Source organism: Nocardia sp. NPDC058666 (genome assembly GCF_042714895.1).
GTDB lineage: Bacteria > Actinomycetota > Actinomycetes > Mycobacteriales > Mycobacteriaceae > Nocardia.
Window position 1 is genome coordinate 103,916 of record NZ_JBHXRY010000011.1, and the last position, 23,524, is coordinate 127,439.

The 23,524-nt window shown below is 66.9% G+C and carries 22 protein-coding genes; 12 read left to right on the top strand and 10 right to left on the bottom strand.

Going from position 1 to position 23,524, the window contains the following annotated elements; all coding sequences use genetic code 11:
* The first annotated feature begins 3 nt into the window (after positions 1-3).
* Entirely contained in the window at positions 4-783 is a 780-nt protein-coding gene (locus ACFWVD_RS22055; RefSeq protein WP_379245630.1) for an alpha/beta fold hydrolase, read from the top strand.
* Between the two features lie 45 nt (positions 784-828).
* Here ACFWVD_RS22055 and ACFWVD_RS22060 read toward each other — a convergent pair whose 3' ends face one another.
* Both ACFWVD_RS22060 and ACFWVD_RS22065 read right to left on the bottom strand, forming a co-directional pair.
* Positions 829-1,116, bottom strand: coding sequence for a MerR family transcriptional regulator (locus ACFWVD_RS22060; protein ID WP_379245762.1), 288 nt, complete (start codon positions 1,114-1,116; stop codon positions 829-831).
* 514 nt (positions 1,117-1,630) lie between these two features.
* Positions 1,631-2,062 (bottom strand): STAS domain-containing protein, encoded by a 432-nt coding sequence (locus ACFWVD_RS22065; protein WP_379245632.1) that lies wholly within the window; start codon positions 2,060-2,062, stop codon positions 1,631-1,633.
* 194 nt (positions 2,063-2,256) lie between these two features.
* Between ACFWVD_RS22065 and ACFWVD_RS22070 the strand changes: the two genes are divergently transcribed.
* Positions 2,257-2,943 (top strand): PAS and ANTAR domain-containing protein, encoded by a 687-nt coding sequence (locus ACFWVD_RS22070; protein ID WP_379245634.1) that lies wholly within the window; start codon positions 2,257-2,259, stop codon positions 2,941-2,943.
* Between the two features lie 3 nt (positions 2,944-2,946).
* Here ACFWVD_RS22070 and ACFWVD_RS22075 read toward each other — a convergent pair whose 3' ends face one another.
* On the bottom strand, positions 2,947-5,091 hold the full coding sequence (locus ACFWVD_RS22075) for a catalase (protein WP_379245636.1): 2,145 nt from the start codon (positions 5,089-5,091) through the stop codon (positions 2,947-2,949).
* Between the two features lie 324 nt (positions 5,092-5,415).
* Between ACFWVD_RS22075 and ACFWVD_RS22080 the strand changes: the two genes are divergently transcribed.
* The 4 genes from ACFWVD_RS22080 (at position 5,416) to ACFWVD_RS22095 (ending at position 7,861) form a co-directional block, all read left to right on the top strand.
* Positions 5,416-5,853, top strand: a complete 438-nt coding sequence (locus ACFWVD_RS22080; RefSeq protein WP_379245638.1) for an anti-sigma factor — start codon at positions 5,416-5,418, stop codon at positions 5,851-5,853.
* A gap of 98 nt (positions 5,854-5,951) precedes the next feature.
* Positions 5,952-6,773 carry an RNA polymerase sigma factor SigF gene (locus ACFWVD_RS22085; RefSeq protein ID WP_379245640.1) on the top strand — a complete coding sequence of 274 codons (822 nt, stop codon included), beginning with the start codon at positions 5,952-5,954 and terminating at the stop codon, positions 6,771-6,773.
* 163 nt (positions 6,774-6,936) lie between these two features.
* Positions 6,937-7,353 carry an STAS domain-containing protein gene (locus ACFWVD_RS22090; protein WP_379245642.1) on the top strand — a complete coding sequence of 139 codons (417 nt, stop codon included), beginning with the start codon at positions 6,937-6,939 and terminating at the stop codon, positions 7,351-7,353.
* A 79-nt stretch (positions 7,354-7,432) separates the two neighbouring features.
* Positions 7,433-7,861, top strand: coding sequence for an anti-sigma factor (locus tag ACFWVD_RS22095; RefSeq protein ID WP_379245644.1), 429 nt, complete (start codon positions 7,433-7,435; stop codon positions 7,859-7,861).
* Here ACFWVD_RS22095 and ACFWVD_RS22100 read toward each other — a convergent pair.
* From ACFWVD_RS22100 to ACFWVD_RS22120, 5 genes are all read right to left on the bottom strand, one after another.
* Positions 7,836-8,828 carry an iron-containing redox enzyme family protein gene (locus ACFWVD_RS22100; protein ID WP_379245645.1) on the bottom strand — a complete coding sequence of 331 codons (993 nt, stop codon included), beginning with the start codon at positions 8,826-8,828 and terminating at the stop codon, positions 7,836-7,838. The two genes, ACFWVD_RS22095 and ACFWVD_RS22100, sit on opposite strands and share 26 nt — an antisense overlap.
* Entirely contained in the window at positions 8,825-9,130 is a 306-nt protein-coding gene (locus ACFWVD_RS22105) for a CDGSH iron-sulfur domain-containing protein (protein ID WP_379245647.1), read from the bottom strand. The genes ACFWVD_RS22100 and ACFWVD_RS22105 overlap by 4 nt, the downstream gene beginning before the upstream one ends.
* Positions 9,087-9,737: a HemK2/MTQ2 family protein methyltransferase gene (locus ACFWVD_RS22110; RefSeq protein ID WP_379245649.1), complete on the bottom strand. Its 651-nt coding sequence runs from the start codon at positions 9,735-9,737 to the stop codon at positions 9,087-9,089. The genes ACFWVD_RS22105 and ACFWVD_RS22110 overlap by 44 nt, the downstream gene beginning before the upstream one ends.
* A gap of 25 nt (positions 9,738-9,762) precedes the next feature.
* Positions 9,763-10,050 carry a hypothetical protein gene (locus ACFWVD_RS22115; protein WP_379245651.1) on the bottom strand — a complete coding sequence of 96 codons (288 nt, stop codon included), beginning with the start codon at positions 10,048-10,050 and terminating at the stop codon, positions 9,763-9,765.
* Between the two features lie 67 nt (positions 10,051-10,117).
* Complete coding sequence (locus ACFWVD_RS22120) at positions 10,118-11,005, bottom strand: ribonuclease Z (RefSeq protein ID WP_379245653.1); 888 nt, start codon at positions 11,003-11,005, stop codon at positions 10,118-10,120.
* Positions 11,006-11,112: 107 nt separating this feature from the next.
* On the opposite strand from ACFWVD_RS22120, the gene ACFWVD_RS22125 reads away from it, so the two are divergent.
* Together ACFWVD_RS22125 and ACFWVD_RS22130 are read left to right on the top strand one after the other, a co-directional pair.
* Positions 11,113-12,576 carry a nucleobase:cation symporter-2 family protein gene (locus ACFWVD_RS22125; RefSeq protein ID WP_379245655.1) on the top strand — a complete coding sequence of 488 codons (1,464 nt, stop codon included), beginning with the start codon at positions 11,113-11,115 and terminating at the stop codon, positions 12,574-12,576.
* 293 nt (positions 12,577-12,869) lie between these two features.
* Positions 12,870-18,335 carry a carboxyl transferase domain-containing protein gene (locus ACFWVD_RS22130; protein ID WP_379245657.1) on the top strand — a complete coding sequence of 1,822 codons (5,466 nt, stop codon included), beginning with the start codon at positions 12,870-12,872 and terminating at the stop codon, positions 18,333-18,335.
* Positions 18,336-18,383: 48 nt separating this feature from the next.
* On the opposite strand, the gene ACFWVD_RS22135 is transcribed toward ACFWVD_RS22130, so the two are convergent.
* Positions 18,384-18,962, bottom strand: coding sequence for a TetR/AcrR family transcriptional regulator (locus ACFWVD_RS22135; protein ID WP_379245659.1), 579 nt, complete (start codon positions 18,960-18,962; stop codon positions 18,384-18,386).
* 38 nt (positions 18,963-19,000) lie between these two features.
* Between ACFWVD_RS22135 and ACFWVD_RS22140 the strand changes: the two genes are divergently transcribed.
* Together ACFWVD_RS22140 and ACFWVD_RS22145 are read left to right on the top strand one after the other, a co-directional pair.
* The gene (locus tag ACFWVD_RS22140; protein ID WP_379245661.1) at positions 19,001-19,381 is read left to right on the top strand and encodes a nuclear transport factor 2 family protein; all 381 of its coding nucleotides are present in this window, start codon (positions 19,001-19,003) and stop codon (positions 19,379-19,381) included.
* Positions 19,382-19,444: 63 nt separating this feature from the next.
* Positions 19,445-19,633: a hypothetical protein gene (locus ACFWVD_RS22145; RefSeq protein WP_379245663.1), complete on the top strand. Its 189-nt coding sequence runs from the start codon at positions 19,445-19,447 to the stop codon at positions 19,631-19,633.
* Positions 19,634-19,651: 18 nt separating this feature from the next.
* Here the strand turns inward: ACFWVD_RS22145 and ACFWVD_RS22150 are convergent, their stop codons facing one another.
* Positions 19,652-19,999, bottom strand: a complete 348-nt coding sequence (locus tag ACFWVD_RS22150) for a hypothetical protein (protein ID WP_379245665.1) — start codon at positions 19,997-19,999, stop codon at positions 19,652-19,654.
* Positions 20,000-20,086: 87 nt separating this feature from the next.
* Here ACFWVD_RS22150 and ACFWVD_RS22155 point away from each other — a divergent pair, with 87 nt between their 5' ends.
* Together ACFWVD_RS22155 and ACFWVD_RS22160 are read left to right on the top strand one after the other, a co-directional pair.
* Positions 20,087-21,832, top strand: a complete 1,746-nt coding sequence (locus ACFWVD_RS22155; RefSeq protein ID WP_379245667.1) for an FAD-dependent oxidoreductase — start codon at positions 20,087-20,089, stop codon at positions 21,830-21,832.
* A 137-nt stretch (positions 21,833-21,969) separates the two neighbouring features.
* Entirely contained in the window at positions 21,970-23,523 is a 1,554-nt protein-coding gene (locus ACFWVD_RS22160) for an acyl-CoA carboxylase subunit beta (protein WP_379245669.1), read from the top strand.
* Position 23,524: the final 1 nt, after the last annotated feature.

The following is a 23,524-nucleotide window of genomic DNA, read 5'->3' on the forward strand; positions in this document are numbered from 1 at the left end:
CATATGCGCGTCGCTACGTCGAAGGATGGGACCGAACTGGCCTATGACGTCGCCGGCAATGGCCCCGCACTGGTCTACATCACCGGTGCCACGTGCTTCCGGAGGTTTCGGCCGATCGCGGCCGACGCGAAGGTGTTTTCCACGGAGTTCACCGTCTACAACTACGACCGGCGCGGGCGTGGGGACAGTGGGGACACCCTGCCGTATTCGGTCGAGCGGGAAGTCGATGACATCGAGGCTGTTGTCGATGCCGCTGGTGGGCGCGCCGTTCTCTATGGGCATTCGTCGGGGGCGGCGTTGGCGCTCGAGGCTGCGCTGCGGATGCCGGAGAAAGTCGACCGGGTGGTGGCCTATGACGCTTCGTATGTGCACGACGAGGTCGAGCGGGTTTCCTACGCCGAATTGGCGAAGAAGGTTCGGGTCCTGGTCGACGGAGGCGAGAACGGGCGTGCGCTGAAGGTTTTCCTGAAGGGGATCGGGATGCCGGGTGCGTTTGTCGGGTTGCTGCCGTTGTTTCCGGGGTGGAAGACGATGAAGGCTCTCGCGCCGACGTTGATGTACGACATCGCCATCACCGAAGACGTACCGCCGGTCGGGCGCTTTGCCGGGATCGAGGTGCCCGTGCGGATCGTGGTCGGCGAGAAGAGTCCGCCCGAACTGCATCAGGTGGCCCGCGCCCTGGCCGACGCCGTTCCCGGTTCGACCCACCGGGTGCTTCCAGGGCAGAACCACATGGTCGGCGCGAAGAAGTTGCTGCCGATCCTGACCGCGGCGAACACCTGAACCCGGGTCGGGTAACCCGGGTTCCAGCCGCGGATCCGACGACGGTCAGTTCGTGGACGGGTGTTCAGAAGATCGGTTGTCCAACGCGTGCTGTAGGCCCGCGTTGATGCGCTGGGCTTCGGCGAGTTGGTCTTCGAGGATGACGATGCGGCACGCGGATTCCAGGGAATTGCCCGCGTCGACCAGTTCGCGGACTCGGCCCGCGATGCGCAGCTGGTAGCGGGAGTAGCGGCGGTGGCCGCCCGAGGAGCGTTGGGGGATGAGTAGTTCGGCGGCGTCGAGGGCGCGCAGGAAGGCCTGGGTGACGTCGAGGATTTCGGCGGCTCGCCCCATGCTGTAGGCGGGGTAGTCGTCGTCGTCGAGTTTGTCGGCGGCGCTGAGGCCGTCGGTGGTGTTCATGTTCGGTTGCTGCACAGCACCTCTCGTGATTCAACGTCGGAAGGCCCCGGCGCATTGTGCGCCGGGGCCTGAGATTTACGGATGAGGGATTGACTTCAACGGTAAGTGACTTTTCAGAGACCCACCACCTCCTGGTCGACCAGTCCTACTCACGATGTTTCGTTCACCTTGCTGTATTCATCTTGCAGGTTGTGCATCTTGCGGTTGTTCGTCTTGCAGTTGTGCTTCGTCGTCCCTGCGACGGTCCGGCCTACTACACCGGATCCTCTTCTCCGCCGAAGGAACGGTGGATCTTCGTGCTCCAGGCAGTTCACCTGCCTGGCTTCTTGGACTCTCTTGTTCGTACTCCAGCGACTGTACACACACTCTTCGAGAATGTCTACACCCGCCACCATAGATTTTTTGCGACGTGGGTATCCGACTCGAAAATGGTGCGGGACCTGCGGTGTTACGCCGTCATCGACGTCCGGGGCAGGGGCGACAACCGCACTGGCGGCTGCCGCGACGGCAGCGGCAGCGCCGGAACTGTCGCGGCCAAGGCCTGAGTGCGCGTGGTGAAAACGGGTAGCCACGCAGTGAGGCCGGCCGCGACGATGATGCGGTTGGTCACCCCGGCAACAGGATTGACCACGCTCAGGCGCACGCGGCCCTGTTGGGCGCGGGTGGCCATATCCATGATCGCGCGACAGGACATGAAGGTGACTTCTCTGATGTCGATCACCAGGTGACCGTTGTCCCCTTCGGCCGCCATGGCCTCGTCGAGGATGGTGCGCCACTGGGGCAGGGTGCACGCGTCGACTTCGCCGTACACGTGCAGAACCGTCGCCGCGTGATGCAGGGTCAGTTCGGTGCGCAGTTGTGCGCTGATTTGGGTGTTCACGAGACTTCTCGAATCCTCGGCACCGACAGCAACGTTGCTGCCACCCGCTGACCCTGGCTACTCAAGGTCGGCTGGTTCGTACATTTGAGCACGCAGGCCCGGCGCTGTCACTATTTGTGACGGATCTGATGCCAACCGGAGCACGGTTATGACGATCGCCGGTGTGCCGACGTGGGACGTGAATAATCAGACCCATGACCGAACGGAACGACGTATCCATGGCGCAGCGTGCTCTTGTCGAGCGCGTGATCGGAGTGGGCGATCCGCTGACAGTCGGCCGGTTCCGGTTCCGGTTCGCCACCCGGCAATGGGAGTGGTCCGACGAGGTGGCGCGGATGCACGGCTACCCGTCGGGCACGGTGCCCACGACCGAGATGTTGTTGTCGCACAAGCATCCCGACGATCGCGACCGGGTCGCGGCGATGATCACCTCGGTGGAGGACAGCGGCGCGTTCTCCAGCCACCACCGCATCATCGACACCAGCGGCCGGGTGCGGGACGTGCTGGTGGTGTCGGAACCGCTCACCGATGTGGACGGCACCGCGATCGGCACCGAGGGCTACTACATCGACCTGTCCGATACCGCCGCCGAGTACCGACGCGAGGCACTGGACACCACCCTGCCCGGCCTGCTCGAGGCCCGGGTGGCGATCGAGCAGGCCAAGGGCGCGTTGATGCTGGCCTACGGGGTCAGCGCCGAGCAGGCGTTCCGGGTGCTGCGCTGGCGTTCGCAGGAGACCAATGTGAAGTTGCGGGTGATCGCGGACAATGTGGTGGCCGCGCTGCCGACGGTGGCGGACAACGAGGTTCGATTGCGAACCCGACTGGACCATGTGCTGCTGACCGCGCACGAGGGGGTCCAGGTCGACACCGTCGGCTAGCGGTCAGGAGCGCTCGATCCGCGCCCACGCGCGGTGTTCGCCCAGGTCGGTGAGCAGCGCGGTGGTCGCGGCCCCGGCATCGGCGACGGTGATGCCCGGGGCTTGCGCGTCGATGTCGTTGCGCTGCAACACCGTTGCGGCGCTGTCGACCGCGGCGATCGCTTTGCCGTGCCGCCACATCTCCTGCACCAGCAGATCGACGCGAGGGTCGGCCGGGGCGGCCAGCGCGATCACGCCGTCGAATTCGACCGAGCGCATCGTGGCGAAGGTGCGGGCCACCGGTTCCCCGTCGATGACACCGCCGTGCGGGGCCACCAGCATCGGCGTGACTTGCGCGGCCTCCAAGTCGCTCGAAACCTGTTGCACCGCCGCAGCATCGGTCGAGCCGTCCACCAGCACCGCGACCACACGCCCGTCCACCGGGAAGCTGCCGTGTCGTTGTGACAACGCGGAGCTCGGTGCGAGGTCCACGGGTTGCGCGTTCGGTGCCGGCTTCTCGAGACCGAGTTGGCCCGCGACATAATCGGCCAGCCCGTCGTCGACATTGACCAGCATCTGCAATCCGCGTTTCTGGATCGCCTCGGACAGGCACTTTCCGAGTTCGAACGAGAACGCGTCGGCCACGTGCTGCTGTTCGCCGGGGGTCAGACTGCGATAGAACATGCGCGGTTGCGAGTAATGGTCGGAGAACGACACGGCGCCGTCACTATTGGCGGACGTGCGCAGTTTCGCGGTCGGCGGCGGAATGGGTGTCGGCGATTCCACGTAAGCCTCGCCCGCGAGACTCGCGGCGTAAGGACAACCGCCCGCCAGCGAATTCGGTTTGTAGGCAACAACTCCCGGATGCACCGCGGTCTGGTGCATTCCGTCGCGGAACAGATCGTTGACATCGGCATGCGGGGTGTTGATCGGCAACTGAGTGAAATTCGGGCCGCCGAGCCTGCTGATCTGGGTGTCGAGGTAGGAGAACAACCGACCCTGCAGCAGCGGATCGTCGGTGACTTCGATGCCCGGTACCAGGTGCGTCGGGCAGAACGCGACCTGTTCGGTTTCGGCGAAGAAGTTCTCCGGATTCGCGGTCAACCGCAGCGTGCCGATGGTTTGCACGGGCGCGAGTTCTTCGGGGACCAGCTTCGTCGGATCGAGCAGATCGATTCCCTCGAAGAGGTGGTCGGGGGTATCCGGGAAAACCTGGATACCGAAATCCCATTCCGGTGCGGTACCAGCGGCGATGGCGTCGGCCAGGTCCCGGCGATGGAAATCGGGATCGAAACCGGCGGTGAGCTGACATTCCTCCCACAGCATCGAATGCACGCCGAGCCGCGGCTTCCAGTGGAATTTCACCAGGCTCGTCGTGCCGTCGTCGGCGACCAACCGGAACGTGTGGATGCCGAAGCCTTCCATCATCCGCAATGACCGTGGCAGCGCCCGGTCGGACATATTCCAGAAGGTGTGCGCGGTGGCCTCGGTGTGGAGGGTGACGAAATCCCAGAAGGTGTCGTGCGCGGATTGTGCCTGCGGGATCTCGCGGTCGGGTTCAGGTTTTCCGGCGTGGATCACGTCGGGGAATTTGATCGCTTCCTGGATGAAGAACACCGGAATGTTGTTGCCGACCAGGTCGTACACGCCTTCGCCGGTGTAGAACTTCACCGCGAAACCGCGGGTGTCGCGCACGGTATCGGCGGAACCTCGCGAACCCAGGACCGTCGAGAACCGGACGAACACCGGGGTGCTGGCGTCGGCGGCGAGGAACTTCGCGCGGGTCAACGACGCGGCGGCACCGTTGGCGACGAAGACACCGTGCGCGCCGGTTCCGCGCGCGTGCACGGCCCGCTCGGGAATGCGTTCGTGGTCGAAGTGGGTGATCTTCTCGCGCAGGTGGAAGTCCTGCAGCAGCGTCGGCCCGCGCGGTCCGGCCTTGAGCGCGTGATCGGTGTCGGCCACACCCGCACCCTGCGGGGTGGTCAGCCGACCGCCCTGCTGCGCCCGCAGGTTCGCGTCACCGGGAATCGGGGCGCCGGTAGGGCTGCGCAGCGCGGGGCCTTCCTGATCCGGGGCGGGTCCCGCCTGCTCGCACGGCGTTGCCGCGTCCTCATCGGGCGGGGTCGGCGGGCTGGTGAACTCGGCGGGAATACGGGGCTGGTTCATCGGTTTTCGTCATCCCTTCGTCGCATTCGAGAAAGTCGCGGAAACGTCAACAACGCTCCCCGAGGGACTACCGCGTAATTCGCCGGGCAAACAGCGGTTCGGCGGCCGCGGGTGGGGTAAGCGCCGAACATGGAGATTTTGCTGGTTTTGGCGCTGATCGTGCTGGTCGCGACGGTTCTGGTGATGCGCAAATCCCGTGGCAAGCGACCGGGCGAACCGGAATCCACCGGCAACGACCCGAAATGACAGTCGAAATGAGCCGCAGGCGTGACCCGATGGTTACGGGGTAACCTCGGACAACGGTTGTGGAACGAGGGAGGTGGCGTGCGAGCTCGAGATCGCGACACCGCTCCCCGCTCGAGAACCGTCGGATTCCAGGTGCCCGCCGAACTGGACCAGCTGTCCATGGTGCACGCACTGGCCGAAACCGTGCTGCTGGTGAACGGTTTCGCACTCGACGAAGTCACCGACCTGCTGCTGGCACTGGACGAAGTGGCCACCGCGTTGATGCTGGTCGCGGCCCCGGAATCGCAGCTGGACTGTTCGTTCACCGGCGGCGACGGCGCACTGGGCGCCCGCGTGAGCGCGCTGGCACGCGAGCCCGCCGCCATCGACGAGAACTCCTTCGGCTGGCATGTGGTCGCCACGCTCACCGACGCCTTGCGCACCGATTACGGCAGCTTCGACCCCGCCCGCGACGGCTACCCGACCACCGTGGAATTCGGCTGGATCCGACGACTGCACGGACCCGCCGCCTCCTGACGATCTGCGGTTAGTCTCGTCAGTAGGGCATGCCCCTGGGTGCCCGTGGGTACCCCGTGATCACACCCGCAATCGCCCAGAAAGCGAGGCACACGGTGATGACGACCGCAACACACCAACCGACCGCCCGGCGATCACACTCACACGGCGACAGCTACGACAACATCGAACCCTGGTTCGAGAAGCTGCGCGCGCTGCCGCCGGGCGACGAACTCGACACCCTGCGCGCCCACATCATCGAACTGTGTCTGCCACTGGCCGACCACATCGCGCGCAAGTTCAACGGCCGCGGCGAACAGTTCGACGACCTCGCGCAAACCGCCCGAGTCGGCCTCGTGCTGGCCGTCGATCGGTACGACGTCGCGCGCGGCTCGTCGTTCCTGTCGTTCGCCATCCCCACGATCATGGGCGAGGTGCGCAGGCACTTCCGCGACCGCACCTGGGCGGTGCGCGTGCCGCGTCGGCTCAAGGAGATCCAGCTGCGGATCGGCCCCGCCACCGAGGAACTGTCCCAGCGGCTGGGTCGCCTGCCCAACGCGCGCGAACTCGCCGACGAACTCGACGTGGACCTGGTCGAAGTCACCCGCGCGCTGGTGGCGAGCAACGGCTACCAGACCAACTCCATCGACGGTGTCACCCACGACGGTCGCGACAATTCCACCCAACCGATCGCCGAAACGTTGGGCGCGGACGAGCCCTGCTACCAGCTCACCGAGGACGCGATGGCGGTGCGACCGCTGATCGCGGCGCTGCCCGACGAGGAGCGGCGCGTGCTGATCATGCGTTTCTACGAGTCCAAGACGCAGGGCCAGATCGCCGACGAACTCGGGGTGTCCCAGATGCAGGTCTCGCGGATCCTGTCCCGCACGCTTGCCCTGCTGCGCGAACAGGCACTCGCGGAGCCGACACCCGCACCGTGACCACCCGCGCAGTGACAGCAGCGCCCGCACGTGCCAGAATTGTCCTAGGTTGAGACCTCCAGCCGACCCCGGTTCTCGTGCACCCCGCACCAGGCACCCGCGAACGTCGGCCACTGGCCTTCGGTCGTGCGAACCGGAATTGCCCTGTCGCACAGGAGGCTCTATGTCTGTCGTGATGGATCGTCGGCACTCCAGCCGGTTGCGCTGGTACCGCGGATCGTCGGTGCACGCCGCTGCCCAACTGGCCCTGCGCGATGCGCATCGCCCCGGCTGCTGGGTTCTGCACGCCGGAATCGAACTCGACGCGGCGCGCATGCCCCGCTTCGCCGCCCTGTTGGACCGCGCGCTGCGGTCCGGTGCGCGCGTGGTGATCCTGGATCTGCGCGATACCGAATTCCTCAGCATCCGAGTCGCCGCGCAGCTGGGGGTGGTCAAGGCGCAGGCCTGCGCGCACGGTGTCGACCTGCGACTGCTCACCGGTACCCGCGAGGTGGAACGCGCCCTGGATCTGGTCGGTGTGCGTCCGCTGTTCCGGTATTACCGGTCCGTGGACGAGGCATCGGGCTACGAACCCGGCTGACGAGCTGTTTCGCTCCCCCTGATCCGGGGTAAGCGCTGCATGAAGCCAACTCCGGCGCAACGCCAGGGAGGAGGACCTCATGGATTCGAGCGACCGGCTCATCACAGACTCCGAACACGCGACAGCGATTCAGATCCAGATCGACGCCGATCTGGGCCAGATCGTCATGCTGCGCGCAGTCGCCGAGACCGTGGCGTTGATCGCGGGTTTCGCGGTCGACGAAGTAGCGGACACCCGGGTGGCGCTCGATGAGGCGGCGACCTGCCTGATCCTGGGCGCGGTGCCCGACTCGGCACTGCACTGCGACGTGATCGCCGACGGGTTCCGCATCCGCACCAGTGTGCGCGCGGTCTGCGGCGACACCGACCCCGTCGACACGACCGGTTTCGGCTGGCAGGTGATGTCGTCGATCACCGACCACCTCGTCGCCGACCACGACCCCTACGATCGCGACCTGGGCGGTTACCCCGTGTCGATCACTTTCACGCAGGTGCGGCGAGTGCACTGAGCGGCACGCGCAGCGAACTTCGGTTGTCGTTCCACGATTGCAGAACATGGTCGGCGAAGCGATCTTCCAGCAGGTTCGTTGCCTGGATACCGAACACGATCGGGCCTGCCTGTTCGGGTTCGGCGGCCAGCAGTCCGGCGATGACATCGCGGCGCATCACCTGTTCGTGCACGGCGTCGGCTTCCACGTGCTCGGTGTAGAAATGCGCGCACGCGGGGTGCGGGAGCAGGGTGCGGGCGAGGTCGGCCAGGCGGCGCGAGGCCGGCGAGGAGGTGATCTCGGCGGTGGCGAAATGGCCGACCAGGGCGCCGCGCAGGTCGCGGTGCAGGCCGAACAGCGACATCATGTTCACCAGCGCGAGCATCGGGGCGGGGACGTTGTCGAGGTAGTGCAGGTAGGCCGGTTCGAGGTCGGCGCCCGCGAGCAGATCGGCGAACAGTTGGGCGTGCACGCGTTCGCCTCGGCCGCCGCCGAACTCGTCGAACTCCACTGCTACCAGTGAGGCTTTGGGTTGGCCGCGTAGGCGCGGGATCACCCAGGCGTACGGGTCGGCTTCGATGTGGTGGTAGATCGAGCGGTGGGCGAAGTATTCGCGCAGGTGGTCGGGGGTGCCGTGGTCGGCGAGGAAGCCGGCGATGCCGTCGGTGTCGCTGGTGGGTTCGAGGAGCAGGTCGAGTTCTTCGTCGACGTTGTCGCCGCCTGCGACGTCGGCACGCAGGGCTGTGCGGAACTGAATTTCCAGGTCGCGGCGCAGGCGTAGCAGGTCGGGGTCCCATTCCCAGTTCTCGTCGACGGCGGTGAAACCTTGGTAGTGCAGTTCGTAGCTGGTGTGCAGGGTCAGGTGTAGGTCTTCGCCGTAGGGGTCCAGTTCGCGGACGGGTGGGACGGTGGAACCTGGTGTGCGCGTGAGTAATTCGATCACCGCGGCGGAAAGCTCGCCGCGCGGGTCGGGTAGTCGACGGGTCATCGGTCAGTGCTCCTTCGATGACGGCGGCGGTGGCTGGTGTCGCACAGGGGGTAGGTGCTGGACCGGCGGCACAGACATAAAGCCACGACGAAACGGTCGCAGTGCAGGACTTCGCCGTCGGCGGTCACCAGATCGATCGGCCCGTCGATGAGCGCGGGGCCGTCGTCGGTGAGCACGACACGGCGCGGCTCACTCTGGGTCGACTCGACCAGCGGCAGGACGGGGGCAGTCAGCTGGGTCGACCTCGGCGGGGCCCCCTCACGCGGGGTCGGCGACGACGGGGGACGTGGTTCGGTCGACACGGATCACCACCAATTCCTCCTCGCGCTGACCCGGCCGAATGAACCCGTTCGCCGCCAACCACGCGGCACGAGCCCGCATCACCGGCCCGAACGGCACCGTCCCGGTCGCCACCACCTGCGCGTTCGCACCCAGCTCACGCAGCTGACTCAAACTGCGCTGCGGGTCGCTGACCGCCGAGTGCACGATCAGTCCCACGCCACGGTCGGTGAGCAGATCCGGCAGCATCGCGCACAACCGATCCAGCACACTGCGCCCATCGGGCCCCGCGTCCCACGCCAGCGCCGCACCGCGACCCGCCGCCTGTTCGGCGGGAACATACGGCGGGTTGGCCACCACCACGTCGAACCGCGGCAACCGCAGCGCCGACGCGAAATCGCCGTGCAACAGTTCCACCGCGACCCCGCGCAGCCGACAATTCATCCAGGTCGACGCCAACGCCGACCACGACAGGTCGACCGCGGTCAGACTCCCCGCGCCCGCAGCGGCCGCGGCCAACGTCAGCGCGCCCGTGCCCGCGCACACGTCGAGCACGCGCCCACCACGCAGGGTGGGCACCTCCCGCAACGCGCGAGCCAGCAACCAGGTATCGGCCTGCGGTCGGTACACACGCGGCCCCCTGATCACCACCACCTCAGTGGTCCCGCGGTTCGTGCAGGGCGAGGTCGTTCTCCTTCACCCGCCGATGCTCCGCGACCACGAGCCAGACTCCGACCACCAGGCATAGAACGCACGCCACCCCGGCGATCACGGCCCAGCCCGCGAACCCGTATCCGGCCGCGGTGAGGGTCGCCGCCACCAGCACCAGCCCGACGGCGCACAGCACCAGTCCGGGCCAGTTCCGCGCGTCTCTGATCGACTCCCCCGCGTGTGTCCGCGTGGTCCGAGCGTTATCGGGGAACTGTTTTTCTGCCTGATTCATCGCGCGCACGCTCCTTTCGAGGACGACACCGTCCTGTCCTGGGCATGCCCCCAAACCGGCAAACCAATCAGTTCGCTCGGCGAGCGGGCAGCGGGATGCGGTCCAGATCGTGGGCGAGAACCGCGCCGGGGAACCCTGCCTGTTCGAGGAACAGCCGGTCGTCGGATTCGGTATACCGCTCGGAGAAATGCGTCAGAACCAGGGTTCGCACGCCGCACGCGCGGGCTACTTCGCCTGCCTGCCGCGCGGTGAGGTGACCGCGTTCGCGCGCCTGCTCTTCCTCCGAATCCAGGAACGTGGATTCGATGATCAGCATGTCCACGCCCTCGGCGAGCGCGAACACGTTGTCGCACAATCGCGTATCCATCACGAACGCGACCTTCTGACCGGGTCTGGGCACCGAGCACTCCTCCAGCAGCGGCCCGCTCAATTCCCGGACCGCCGCACCGGAAATACCATGTGCGCGAAGCTTTTCCGGCAGAAACGTGCGTCCGTCCGGCTCGACGAGTCGATAGCCGTAGGTGGCGATGCTGTGGTCCAGCGGCAGCGCCGCGAGCGTGAAACCGTTGCCCTGCAACGTCTCTCCGTCACCGCTGATCGGATGCTCCACCAGCGGTGCCGACCCGTAATAGCTGGTCGCGAACTTGAGCCGCTCCCAATATTCGGCCCCCTCGGCGGGAAACACCGCGTGCACATCGTGCGACACCCCGTCACGCCCCAGTCGCTGCACGATCCCGGGCACCCCGAGCGAATGATCCCCGTGAAAGTGCGTCACACACACCCAGTGCAGTTCGGTCGCCGACGCCCCCGCATGAGACATCTGCCGTTGCGTGCCCTCGCCGGGATCGAACAGCACCGCCTGCCCGTCCCACCGCAGCAGATACCCGTTGTGGTTGCGCCGTCGCGTGGGCACCGCCCCGGCCGTGCCCAACACCACGAGTTCCCGTCTCGACATCTGTCCATCCTGACCGTTCGCGAAGGCAACTGTCACGTTCTGGCTCGAACCGGACCGGATCTGACGCACTCTGAAAGGCACGGACTCACCGATCAACGGAGATCATCATGACCACACCGGCTCGACCCGAAGACGAAACGCTACCTCTAGCAACCACATTCGGTTACGGACTGCAGCACATCCTCGCCATGTTCGGCGGTGTCATCGCGGTGCCGCTGATCATCGGCAGCGCCGCACAGCTGTCGGCCGCGGACAAGGTGCTGCTGGTCTCGTGCTGTCTGTTCGTCGGCGGTGCGGCCACCCTGCTGCAAACCCTCGGCCTGCCCTATCTGGGGTCCAAACTTCCCCTGGTGCAAGGTGTCTCGTTCGCGACCGTGGCCACGATGCTGGCGATCATCGGCACCGACGGACGCGACGGCCTGCGCACGGTGTACGGCGCGGTGATCGTCGCATCGGTGATCGGTTTCCTCCTCGTGCCGATCTTCGGCCGGATGCTGCGGTTCTTCCCCGCGGTGGTCACAGGTTCGGTGATCACCGTCATCGGCCTGTCGCTGATGCCGGTGGCCGCGGGCTGGATCACCGGGCAGAAGACGACCATGGTCAACGGCACCGCCACCGCGAACCCCGACTATCTCAATCCCGGCGATATCGGGTTGGCGTTCTTCACGCTGGGTGCCATTGTGCTGCTGGCCAAGTCGCGCAAACTCGCGCGCATGGCGATCCTGCTCGGCCTTGTCATCGGCACGCTCGTGGCCGCCGCGTTCGGCAAGGTGTCCACCTCGGCGATCGGCAGCGCGGGCATCGTCGCGGTGCCACAGCCGTTCGCCTTCGGGATGCCGCTGTTCGAGATCGGCGCGATCGTGTCGATGACCATCGCGATCCTGGTGATCATGGTCGAGACGACCGCGGACGTGCTCGCGGTGGGCGAAGTCGTCGGCACCAAGGTCGACTCGCGACGCGTGGGCGACGGCTTGCGCGCCGACCTCGCCTCCTCGGCCCTGTCCCCGGTGTTCAACAGCTTCCCCGCGACCGCGTTCGCCCAGAACGTGGGCCTGGTGGCGATCACCGGCGTCAAATCCCGATTCGCCGTCGCGGCGGGTGGCGCGGTGCTGCTGGTACTTGGCCTGTCGCCGATCGCGTCGGCGGTCGTGGGGATGATCCCGACCGCGGTTCTCGGCGGTGCCGGCATCGCCCTGTTCGGCACCGTGGCCGCCAGCGGCATCCGCACCCTGGGCAAGGTCGACTACGACGGGACCAACAATCTGATCGTGGTCGCCATCGCGATCGGCGCCGGTCTGATTCCCGTGGTGAAAACCGACTTCTGGCACCGCTTCCCGAGCTGGTTCGAAACGATCTTCCACTCCGGCATCAGCACCACCGCCATCGTCGCGGTGGTGCTCAACATCGTGTTCAACATGATCGGAGGTGGTCGCAAGGCCGGCTCGACGCTGGCGACAGCGCCCGCCCTGCAAGTCACCGATGTCGAGACGCGGGTGCTGGCCGAAGGCGGTGCGTTCGAGTCCGGGCAGGTGGTGCGGGTGCGCCCGGTGAAGGAGCCCGAACGAGCCTGATGTCACTTCGAATGTGTTGTCGGTCAACATGATTGATACGATCTGCGGGTAAGTGGATGGTCGGGGACCGCAGACCTCGACCGTCCACTTGCTTGGGGGATCTGACCGTTTCCGCGACTGCCTGTCGCATCGAGGTTGTAGGGTGCTGCGCGGCCGACAGTGTCCGGCTACGTGCCGGTAACCCCGTCTCGGTGTTTCTATATGAGGCACGGGGGTGCAGACTGCGCACGGACCGGGAGTTGCAAACCTCACCCGAAGGACGATGTCCCTCGGGGAATGGAAGGAGTCGGGCAGTGTTCAGCCGTATCGCCATCGTGAATCGGGGCGAGGCCGCCATGCGCCTCATCCATGCCGTCCGTGATCTGGCGGCGGCGACCGGGCTACCGATCGAAACCGTCGCGCTGCACACCGACGTCGACCGGAACGCCACCTTCGTCCGCGAAGCCGACATCGCCTACGACCTCGGTCCGGCCTCGGCGCGACCGTACCTGGACCTCAAGGCCCTGGAGAAGGCACTGCTGGCCACCAAGGCCGACGCCGCCTGGGTGGGCTGGGGCTTCGTCGCCGAAGATCCCGCGTTCGCCGAACTGTGCGAGCACATCGGGGTCACCTTCGTGGGGCCCAGCGCCGACGCGATGCGCAAGCTCGGTGACAAGATCGGCGCCAAGCTCATCGCCGAGGAAGTCGGCGTCCCGGTCGCCCCCTGGAGCCGCGGCGCGGTCGACACCGTCGAAGACGCCATCGAAGCAGCGACCGGAATCGGCTACCCGCTGATGCTGAAGGCCACCGCCGGTGGTGGCGGTCGCGGCATCCGCGTGATCACCAACGAAGCCGAACTGGTCGACGCCTACGAGCGCACCAAGCAGGAAGCCGCGCGCGCGTTCGGCAGCGGCGTGGTGTTCCTCGAGCGCCTGGTCACCGGTGCACGGCACGTCGAAGTCCAGGTCATCGCCGACGGTCAAGGCACCGCATGGGCGCTCGGCGTGCGCGACTGCTCGGTGCAGCGCCGCAATCAGAAGGTGATCGAGGAATCGTCCTCCCCCGTGCTGAGCGCGCAACAGACCGCTGAGCTGAAGGCCTCCGCCGAACGACTGGCGATCGCGGTCGGGTACTGCGGCGCGGCGACCGTGGAGTTCCTGTATCACCCCGGTGACCAGCTGTTCGCGTTCCTCGAGGTCAACACCCGCCTGCAGGTCGAGCACCCCATCACCGAGCTCACCACCGGTTTCGATCTGGTGCACGCGCAGCTGCACGTGGCCTCGGGCGGCCGACTCGAGGGTGAGCCGCCCGCCGAGCGCGGCCACGCCATCGAAGCCCGGCTCAACGCCGAGGACCCCGACCGCGACTTCGCGCCCGCCCCCGGTCGCATCGTGCGCCTGGATCTGCCCGCGGGCCCCGGTATTCGCGTCGACACCGGCGTGAGCCAGGGCGACACCATTCCCGCCGACTTCGACTCGATGATCGCCAAGATCATCGCCTACGGTCGCGACCGCAACGAGGCACTGGGCCGCCTGCGCCGAGCCATGGCGCAGACCCGGGTCGTCATCGAAGGCGGCGCGACCAACAAGAGTTTCGTGCTCGACCTGCTCGACCAGCCCGAGGTCATCGACGCCAGCGCCGACACCGGCTGGATCGACCGGGTCCGCAACGAAGGCCGCCTGGTCACGCACCGGCACTCCACCGTCGCGCTGGCCGTGGCCGCGATCGACGCCTACGAAGAGGACGAGCGCGCCGAACGACACCGACTGCTGTCGACCGCGTCCGGTGGGCGTCCGCAGGTGCAGCACGAATCGGGACGGCCCCTGGATCTGAAGCTGCGCGGCGCGAGCTATCGCGTGCGGGTGGCCCGGATCGGCGCGCACCGATTCCGGGTCGGTATCGAAGCAGGTGGCGACCTGCGCACCGCCGATGTCGATCTCGAGCGTTTCGACGACCACACCGGTCAGATCGTGGTCAACGGCACCCGCTACCGCCTGATCACCGGCACCCACGGACCCACCCACGTGGTCGACGTCGACGGCGTGACCCACCGGATCAGCCGCGACGAAGGCGGCGTGGTCCGCTCCCCCGCGCCCGCGCTGGTCGTCGGCACGCCCCTGGAAGTCGGTGCCGAGGTCGAGGCCGGGGCACCGCTGCTGGTGCTCGAGAGCATGAAGATGGAAACGGTGCTGCGCGCGCCGTTCCGCGCACGGTTGAAGGAATGCACGGTCTCGGTCGGCAGCCAGGTCGAAGCGGGCGCGCCGCTGATGCGCCTGGAACCCCTGGCCGACGACGGTGACGAAGCCGTCGAGACCGTGGCCACCGGCACCGTCGAACTCGACTTGCCCAGTCAGACATCGCCTTTGCGCGCGCACGAGCGCGTGGCCCGCGGGCTGCAGGACCTGAGCAGTCTGCTGCTGGGCTTCGACGTGGACCCGCACGACGACCACCGCGTGCTCGACGACTACCTCACCGCCCGCCGCGAAGCCGTCGCCGACAACCTGCGACCGCTGGCCGAAGAGCTGGAACTGGTGCAGATGTTCGCCGACCTGGCCGAACTGAGCCACAACCGGGCCGCCGACGACGATCACGGCCAGGGTCACGTCCACAGCGCCCGCGAACACTTCCACACCTACCTGCAGAGCCTCGACGTCGAACGGGCCGGACTGCCGCAGGCCTACCAGGCCAAACTCGGTGCGGCACTGCGGCATTACGGCATCACCGAACTGGACCGTTCGCCCGACCTGGAAGCGGCGGTCTTCCGGATCTTCCTGGCCCAGCAGCGCCCCACCGACACCGTCACCGTGGTCACCGCGCTGCTGCGCGAATGGCTGACCGAGCCGATGCCCGACCAGGTGCTGCGCGAACCCGTCGGCCTGGCGCTCGAGCGCCTGGTCGCCGCCACGCAGGTGCGTTTCCCGGTGATCGCCGACCTGGCCCGCGGCCTGGTCTACGGCTGGTACGGCCAGCCGCTGCTGCGCCGCAACCGCGCCCGCGTCTACACCAACGTGCGCAAGCACCTCAGCTACCTCGACGCCAACCCCACCGCCGACGATCGCACCGCCCGCATCGCCGAAATGGTGCGCAGCACAGAGCCTTTGGTGCGGTTGCTGGGTCAGCGGCTCGAGCGGAACAAGCCCGATCACACCCCGATGCTCGAGGTGCTGACCCGCCGCTACTACGGCAACAAGGGCCTGGCCGACGTGCGCACCGACCAGGTCGGTGACACCACCTTCGTGGTCGCGCAACGCTACGGTTCACTACTGGTGTCCACCGCGGTGAGTTTCGACAAACTCGGCACCGCGCTGGACGGACTGGCCGAATTGGCCAGTGGGGCTTCGTCTATCGACGCCGACATCTACCTCAGCTGGGAAGCCCAGCCCGAGGACTTCGACGCGATGGCCGCGGCACTGGAAGCCGTGCTCGGCGCGCACCCGGTACCGAATCAGGTGCACCGGATCACCGCCACCGTCGCGGGCAGCGGCGGCTCGATCATGCACCACCACTTCACTTTCCGGCCGTCGGTGACCGGCATGGTCGAGGAACGACTGATCCGCGGCCTGCACCCGTACATCGCGCAGCGGATGCAGCTCGAGCGGCTGCGCAAGTTCGACCTCACCCGCCTGCCGTCCTCGGACGAAGAGGTCTACCTGTTCCGCGGCGTGGCCAAGGACAACCCGTCCGACGACCGCTTCATCGCCTTCGCCCAGGTCCGCGACCTGGCGGCCCTGCGCGACCACGACGGCCGCCTGGTCGCCCTGCCCACCGCCGAGGCCGCCATCGCCACCTGTGTGGACTCGATCCGTCGGGCCCAGTCGCGGATGCCCAATGCCAAGCGGCTGAACACCAACCGCATCGTGATGTACATCTGGCCGCCGATGGATGTCACCCGCGCGGAGCTCGAGACCATCGGTGGGCACGTGCTGCCCGCCGCCGCGGGCGCGGGGCTCGAGGAGATCCTGCTCATCGCCCGTCAGCGCGACACCGACACCGGCGAACTGACCAAGATCGGCGTGCGGATCACCCTGCGTCCCGACGGCGGCACCGACGTGACCGTGGGTGAACGCACCGACGAGCCGGTCGAGCCGCTCGACGAATACCGCCAGAAGGTGTTGCGCGCCGCGGCCCGCAACACGGTGTACCCGTACGAATTGACTTCGCTGCTGGGCGAATTCGCCGAGTACGACCTCGACGCCGAGCACGCGCTGGTGCCGGTGCAGCGGCCCAAGGGGCACAACAAGGCCGCGATCGTCGCCGGTGTGGTGACCACACCGACCGTGCAGCATCCGCAGGGCGTGACCCGCGTGCTGCTGCTGGGCGATCCCACCAAATCCCTTGGCGCACTGTCGGAGCCGGAATGCCGTCGGGTGATCGCGGCACTGGATCTGGCCGAGAAACTGCAGGTGCCGCTCGAGTGGTACGCGCTGTCCTCGGGCGCGCGCATCTCGATGGCGTCGGGTACCGAGAACATGGACTGGGTGGCGGCCGCGCTCAAGCGCATCGTCGAATTCACCCAGGGCGGCGGCGAGATCAACATCGTGGTCGCGGGCATCAACGTCGGCGCGCAGCCGTACTGGAACGCCGAGGCCACCATGCTCATGCACACCAAGGGCGTGCTGATCATGACCCCGGATTCGGCCATGGTGCTCACCGGCAAGCAGTCCCTGGACTTCTCCGGTGGCGTGTCCGCCGAGGACAACTTCGGCATCGGCGGCTACGACCGTGTGATGGGCCCCAACGGCCAGGCGCAGTACTGGGCACCGAACCTGTCCGCCGCGCGCGACGTGCTCATGGCGCACTACGACCACACGTACGTGGCCCCCGGCGAGCAGGCACCGCGTCGCGCGGAGACCAGCGACCCGATGGACCGCGATATCTCGGACTTCCCGCATGTGTTGGCCGACAGCACGTTTGCCACGGTCGGCGAGATCTTCTCCGCCGCGGCCAACCCGGATCGCAAGAAGCCCTTCGACATTCGCACCGTCATGAAGGCACTGGCCGACCAGGACCATCCCGTCCTGGAACGCTGGGCAGGCATGGCCGACGCCGAAACCGCGGTCGTGCACGATGCGCACCTGGGCGGAATTCCGGTGTGCCTGTTGGGCATCGAGTCACGCAATGTGGCCCGACGCGGCTTCCCGTCCACCGACGGCCCCGACACCTACACCGCGGGCACCCTGTTCCCGCGCTCGTCGAAGAAGGCCGCCAGGGCCATCAATGCCGCCAGCGGCAACCGTCCGCTGGTGGTGCTGGCCAACCTGTCCGGTTTCGACGGCTCCCCCGAATCGATGCGCAAACTGCAACTCGAGTACGGTGCCGAAATCGGCCGCGCCATCGTCAATTTCGACGGCCCCATCGTGTTCTGCGTGATCTCGCGCTACCACGGCGGCGCCTTCGTGGTCTTCTCGAAGGCCCTGAACCCGAACATGACGGTGCTGGCCCTGGAAGGTTCGTTCGCCTCGGTCCTGGGCGGCGCCCCCGCCGCCGCGGTGGTCTTCGCCGGCGAGGTCAACGCCAGAACCGCCGCCGACCCCCGCGTGCGCGACCTGGAAACCCAGGCCGCCAACGCCGTGGGCACCGACCGCGCGACCCTGGCCGCCGAACTCGACGAAACCCGCTCCTCGGTCCGCGCCGAGAAACTGGGCGACGTAGCCGCGGAATTCGACCGCGTCCACAACATCCAGCGCGCGGTCGAGGTCGGCTCGGTAGACGCCATCGTCAGCGTCGCCGACCTGCGCCCCCGCATCATCGCCGCAATCGAGGCCCGCCTGCCCGCGTAGTCGGTTTCAGCCCTCACCTGACCGGGTTCGGCATCGCGCCGAGCCCGGTCAGCGCGTTTCGGCGCCGTACAGGCGCTGCACCGAGCAGCGAAACTGCGCGGCCACGGTCGTCACATCCGAGTGGCCCGCGCGCAGCTGCTGCTCGGCGGCGTGGCCCAGCGCGATCGTCGCCGCCACCAGCCACTGGGTATCCAGATCCGTGGTGAATTCACCACTTTCGCGTCCGCGCCCGATGAGTGCGCCCAGCAGCTGTTCGATCGGCACATGGCGGGCGGCATCCGCGGTGGAGTCGCTGTCCACAGAGTCGAAACGCGTCTGCTGTGCCAACAGGGAGGTGACCGCGGCGATGAACCGGCCCAGAGCCGCAGTGGCAGTACCGGTTTCGAGATCGGCGGCGGTCAACACATCGATCGACCGTCGGCTCTGTTCGTCACGCACCGAGGCGAGCAGCATCTCACGGGTACCGAAGTGCGCGTACGCGGTCTGCCGCGAGACTCCCGCCGCCGCGGCGATCTCGGACATGCTCGCCTCCGGGCGCACACCCAGCACCCGAATCGCGGCGGCCACCAGCGCCGACCTGTTACGTCCGACCTCTACCCGCTGACGCCGCCGCCTTATCTCTGACACGATTGACAATGATAGCTGCGCTCTTACGCTTGTCAGGTATGTCAGAGATAACGGAACGCGCAGCCCGACGACTGCTCATCGACTACACCCGCGACATCGCCCTCTCCGACGAGGACCCCGCCGACATCGTGGACCGCGCCATGACCGAGGACGTGAGCTGGCGCAGCAACGGCATCGACCTCGATCGCGCCAAGCTCATCGCCCACGCAACCCCCTCCCGCAAGAACGCCACCGCCGTCCACGTCCACATCCACGACCTGCTCGTAGACGGCGACCGATTCGCCGCGCGCTGCCGCATGGAGGCCGAACACCGCAAGCTCGGGCACATGGTGATCGAGTGGATCATGCTCGGCACAGTCGCCGCCGACGGACGAGTACGACGGATCCATCAACTGCACAGCACCCCCAAGTCGGGATAGTGGTCCTGACCACAGCGAACGCCCGTATAACATGAACCCCTTCGTATCGAAGTAGGAGTTCAGATGGCCTTGGCACGACACTGTGACCGGGATGGTTGCGACAGCTGGCAGCGGATCGACCACGACGTCAACAATCGCTGGATCACTGTCGACCTCGGCGCCGGGGACGTACGCCACTTCGACACCCGCGACTGCCTGATGCACTGGGCGGCCGCCACCAGCGTCCCGACCGAGGTTCATCCGCTCGGGTGATGGCGAAATCCGGGCTGGTCAGTGGATCGGGTTGCCCGGTCGCCGGAATTGATCGAGCCGGGGTGGATCTGTCAGCGTCGTCGTGAACTCGAATCCGACGCCGACCGCCATCAACCACCCGATCGCGGGGATGGACCCGAAAGCCATCAATCCGATGCCCGAGGCAAGAACGGCGACCAGGGTGATCCACAAGACGACCTGCGCGCCGAGAATGACGGCCGCACCGGCTCGATCGCGATAGACCACTACGCCGACGAGAACGAATACCATCGACGCGGCCGCGGAAACCGACAAGAAGGTTCTCTCCGAGGCCGAGAAATCTCCGTCGCGGTTCGCGGCGGGTCGCGGGCCTGCGCTGTCATCCATGCCAAAGTTCCACGCCCGCGGTCGTGAGTAAGTCCAGTGGGCGCGGCGAATTGATCGGATGGCTGTGGGAGGTTCTACCGTCGGTCCGTGTTAGATGATTCCCGCGCAGACGCCACCGCTTCCTACGACTACGACGTGTTGATCGTCGGGTCCGGTTTCGGTGGCAGTGTTACGGCGTTGCGGCTGGTGGAGAAGGGGTACCGGGTCGGTGTCCTGGAGGCTGGTCGGCGGTTCGAGGATGCGGATTTCGCGACTACCAACTGGGATATGCGGCGGTATCTGTGGGCGCCGCGGTGGGGGTGTTATGGGATTCAGCGGATTCATCGGTTGCGTGACTGTTTCATTCTTGCCGGGGCGGGGGTCGGTGGCGGGTCGCTGAATTACGCCAACACGCTCTACAAGCCGGGTGCGGCGTTCTTCGGCGACAAGCAGTGGGCCGATATCACCGATTGGGATGCCGAGCTCAGCCCGCATTACGACCAGGCGCGGCGGATGCTGGGCGTGGTGCGCAACCCGCGCATGACACCGGCCGACATCATCATCGAGGCGGTGGCCAAGGAGATGGGCGTCGGGGAGACGTTCGTGCCCACGCCGGTCGGTGTGTACTTCGGTGAGCCGGGCAAGAAGGCGGCCGACCCCTATTTCGGTGGTGTCGGGCCAGAGCGCACGGGGTGTATCGAGTGCGGTGAATGCATGACCGGCTGCCGCCACGGCGCGAAGAACACCCTGGTCAAGAACTATCTCGGACTGGCGGAAAAGGCCGGTGCCCAGGTTTCGCCGATGACGACGGTGACCGCGATTCGCCCGCAATCCGACGGCAGCTGGCTGGTCGACACCGAACGCACGGGCAGCTGGGTCCGCAAACGCCGCGCGACCGTGTCCGCACGCCAGGTCGTGCTGGCCGCGGGCACCTGGGGAACCCAGCACCTGCTGTTCCGAATGCGCGACACCGCGACACTTCCCGCGATCTCCCCACACCTGGGCGTACTGACCCGCACCAACTCCGAAGCCATCCTCGGCGCGGGCCGCACCGAGGTCGACCCGTCGGTCGACATCACCCAGGGCGTGGCCATCACGTCCTCGTTCCACCCCACCCCGAACACCCACGTCGAGCCCGTGCGCTACGGCAAGGGCTCCAACGCCATGGGGTTGCTCAACACCTACCTCGTCGACGGCGACAAACGCCTGCCGCGTTGGTCGCAGGTGCTGCTGATCGCCGGCCGTCACCCCGTGCAAACCGTGCGGTTGCTGCGCACCAACCGGTGGAGCGAGCGCACGCTGGTGCTGCTGGTGATGCAGAGCCTGGACAATTCGATCACCACCTACACCCGACGCGGCCTGTTCGGTCGCCGGTTCACCAGCAAGCAGGGTTTCGGCGAACCCAACCCGTCCTGGATCCCGCCCGGTCACGAGGCGACCCGGCACGTGGCCGCGAAACTCGGTGCGACACCGGGCAGTACGTGGCCCGACGTGTTCAATGTGCCCATGACCGCGCATTTCATCGGCGGCTGCGTGATCGGCACCGACGCGAGCACCGGCGTGATCGACCCGTACCACCGCGTCCACGGGTACCCGAGCCTGAGCGTCGTTGACGGTTCGGCGATCTCGGCCAACCTGGGCGTGAATCCGTCACTGACGATCGCGGCCCAAGCCGAACGCGCCGCGGCACTGTGGCCCAACAACGGCGACCCGGACCCCCGCCCGACCATGGACGAACCGTATCGCCGGATTCCCGTCGTGGCCCCGAACTCGCCCGTCGTGCCCGCCACCGCCACGGCCGCGCTGCGCCTGCCGATCTGGCCGGTGACCTCGCAAGCACACAACGACCAGTGAGCGCTTTGTAGGGAGTGCGATGAGATAGCTGGTCGAGACTGTGATCTTTCCCGTGTCATCGGCTAACCGCGGCGCCCGACGCCGAGACCGCCTACGGTCGCCAGAGCACAAGAGTTGGTCGGAAGGTGGCAACAAGCGTGGTAACAACCAAGGCGAAGCTCGATGAACTAGCCGAAATTCTGGCGATCGCCGCGGAACCCGCCGGTGAGTCCGCCGTGGCCAAGCGGGCGAAGAAGGGCGTTCCCAGCGTCCGCGAGCGGCTGAACATGCTGCTGGATCCCGGCACGTTCATCGAGATCGGCGCGTTGGCGCGGCAACCCGATCAGCCCGACGCCCTCTACGGCGACGGCCTGGTCACCGGTCGCGGGGCGATCGGGGGCCGCCCGGTGGTGGTGATCGCGCACGATCAGACCGTGTACGGCGGGTCGGTCGGGGTCACCTCGGCCCGAAAGTTCATGCGCGCGTTGCGACTTGCGTTCGAGAACGCGTGCCCGGTGGTGACGATCAACGACTCCGGCGGTGCGCGCGTACAGGATGCCGTGGGTTCGATCGCCTCGTTCGGCGATATGACCCGGGTGCTGGAGAAGCTGTCGGGGTATGTGCCGCAGGTGTCGATCATTCTCGGCAAGTGTGCCGCGGGTTCGGTGTACGGGCCGATCAATACCGACGTGCTGATCGGCACCAAGGATTCGTACATGTTCGTCACCGGACCCGACGTGATCAAGGCCGTCAACGGTGAGGATGTCAGCGCCGAGGCGCTGGGTGGTGCGGAGGTCCAGGCCAAGCGCGGCACCCTGCACCACATCGCCGACACCGAACAGGAGGCGTTCGACTGGGCCCGCAACTACCTCAGCTACATGCCGTCGAGCTGCTTGGAACAGCCGCCGATCGTGAATCCCGGCCTGGAACCCGACATCACCGCCTACGACCTGGAACTCGAGACGATCATCCCGGATTCCGATCGCGCGGGCTACGACATGCACGACGTGTTGCTGCGCCTGTTCGACGACGGCGAATTCCATGAGATGCGAGCAGCTTTCGCACCGAACCTGATCACCGGGTTCGCCCGGGTCGACGGCTACCCGGTCGGTGTGATCGCCAATCAGCCGCTGGTGCTGGGCGGTTCGGTCGACGCGGCCTGCTCGGACAAGTCGACCTATTTCATCCGGCTGTGCGACGCCTTCAACATCCCGCTGATCTTCGTCGTCGACACCCCCGGCGTACTGCCGGGTCTGGATCAGGAGGAAGCGGGCGTGATCATCCGCGGGGGCCGGGTGCCGCGCGCGATCATCGAGTCCACCGTGCCGATCATCAACCTGGTGGTGCGCAAGTCCTATGGCGGCGCCTACGGGATGATGGGGTGCCGTCAGGTCGGTGCCGACGTCAGCTTCGCGTGGCCCACCGCCCGGATCGCGGTGATCGGCGCCGAGAGCGCGGTCGACCTGGTCGCCAAACGCCAGTTGGCCGCGGTCCCTGTCGAACACCGCGCTGCCGCACGGGAATTCATGATCAACCAGTACAACGAGACGATCGCCACCCCGTGGATCGCCGCCGAGCGCGGGTACATCGACGCGGTGATCGAGCCCTCGCGCACCCGCCTCGAGATCCGGCACGCCCTGCGTCTGCTGCGCGACAAGCCACCGGTCACACCGGAGTTCAACCCGCGCAAGCACTCGCTGTATCCGATGTGAA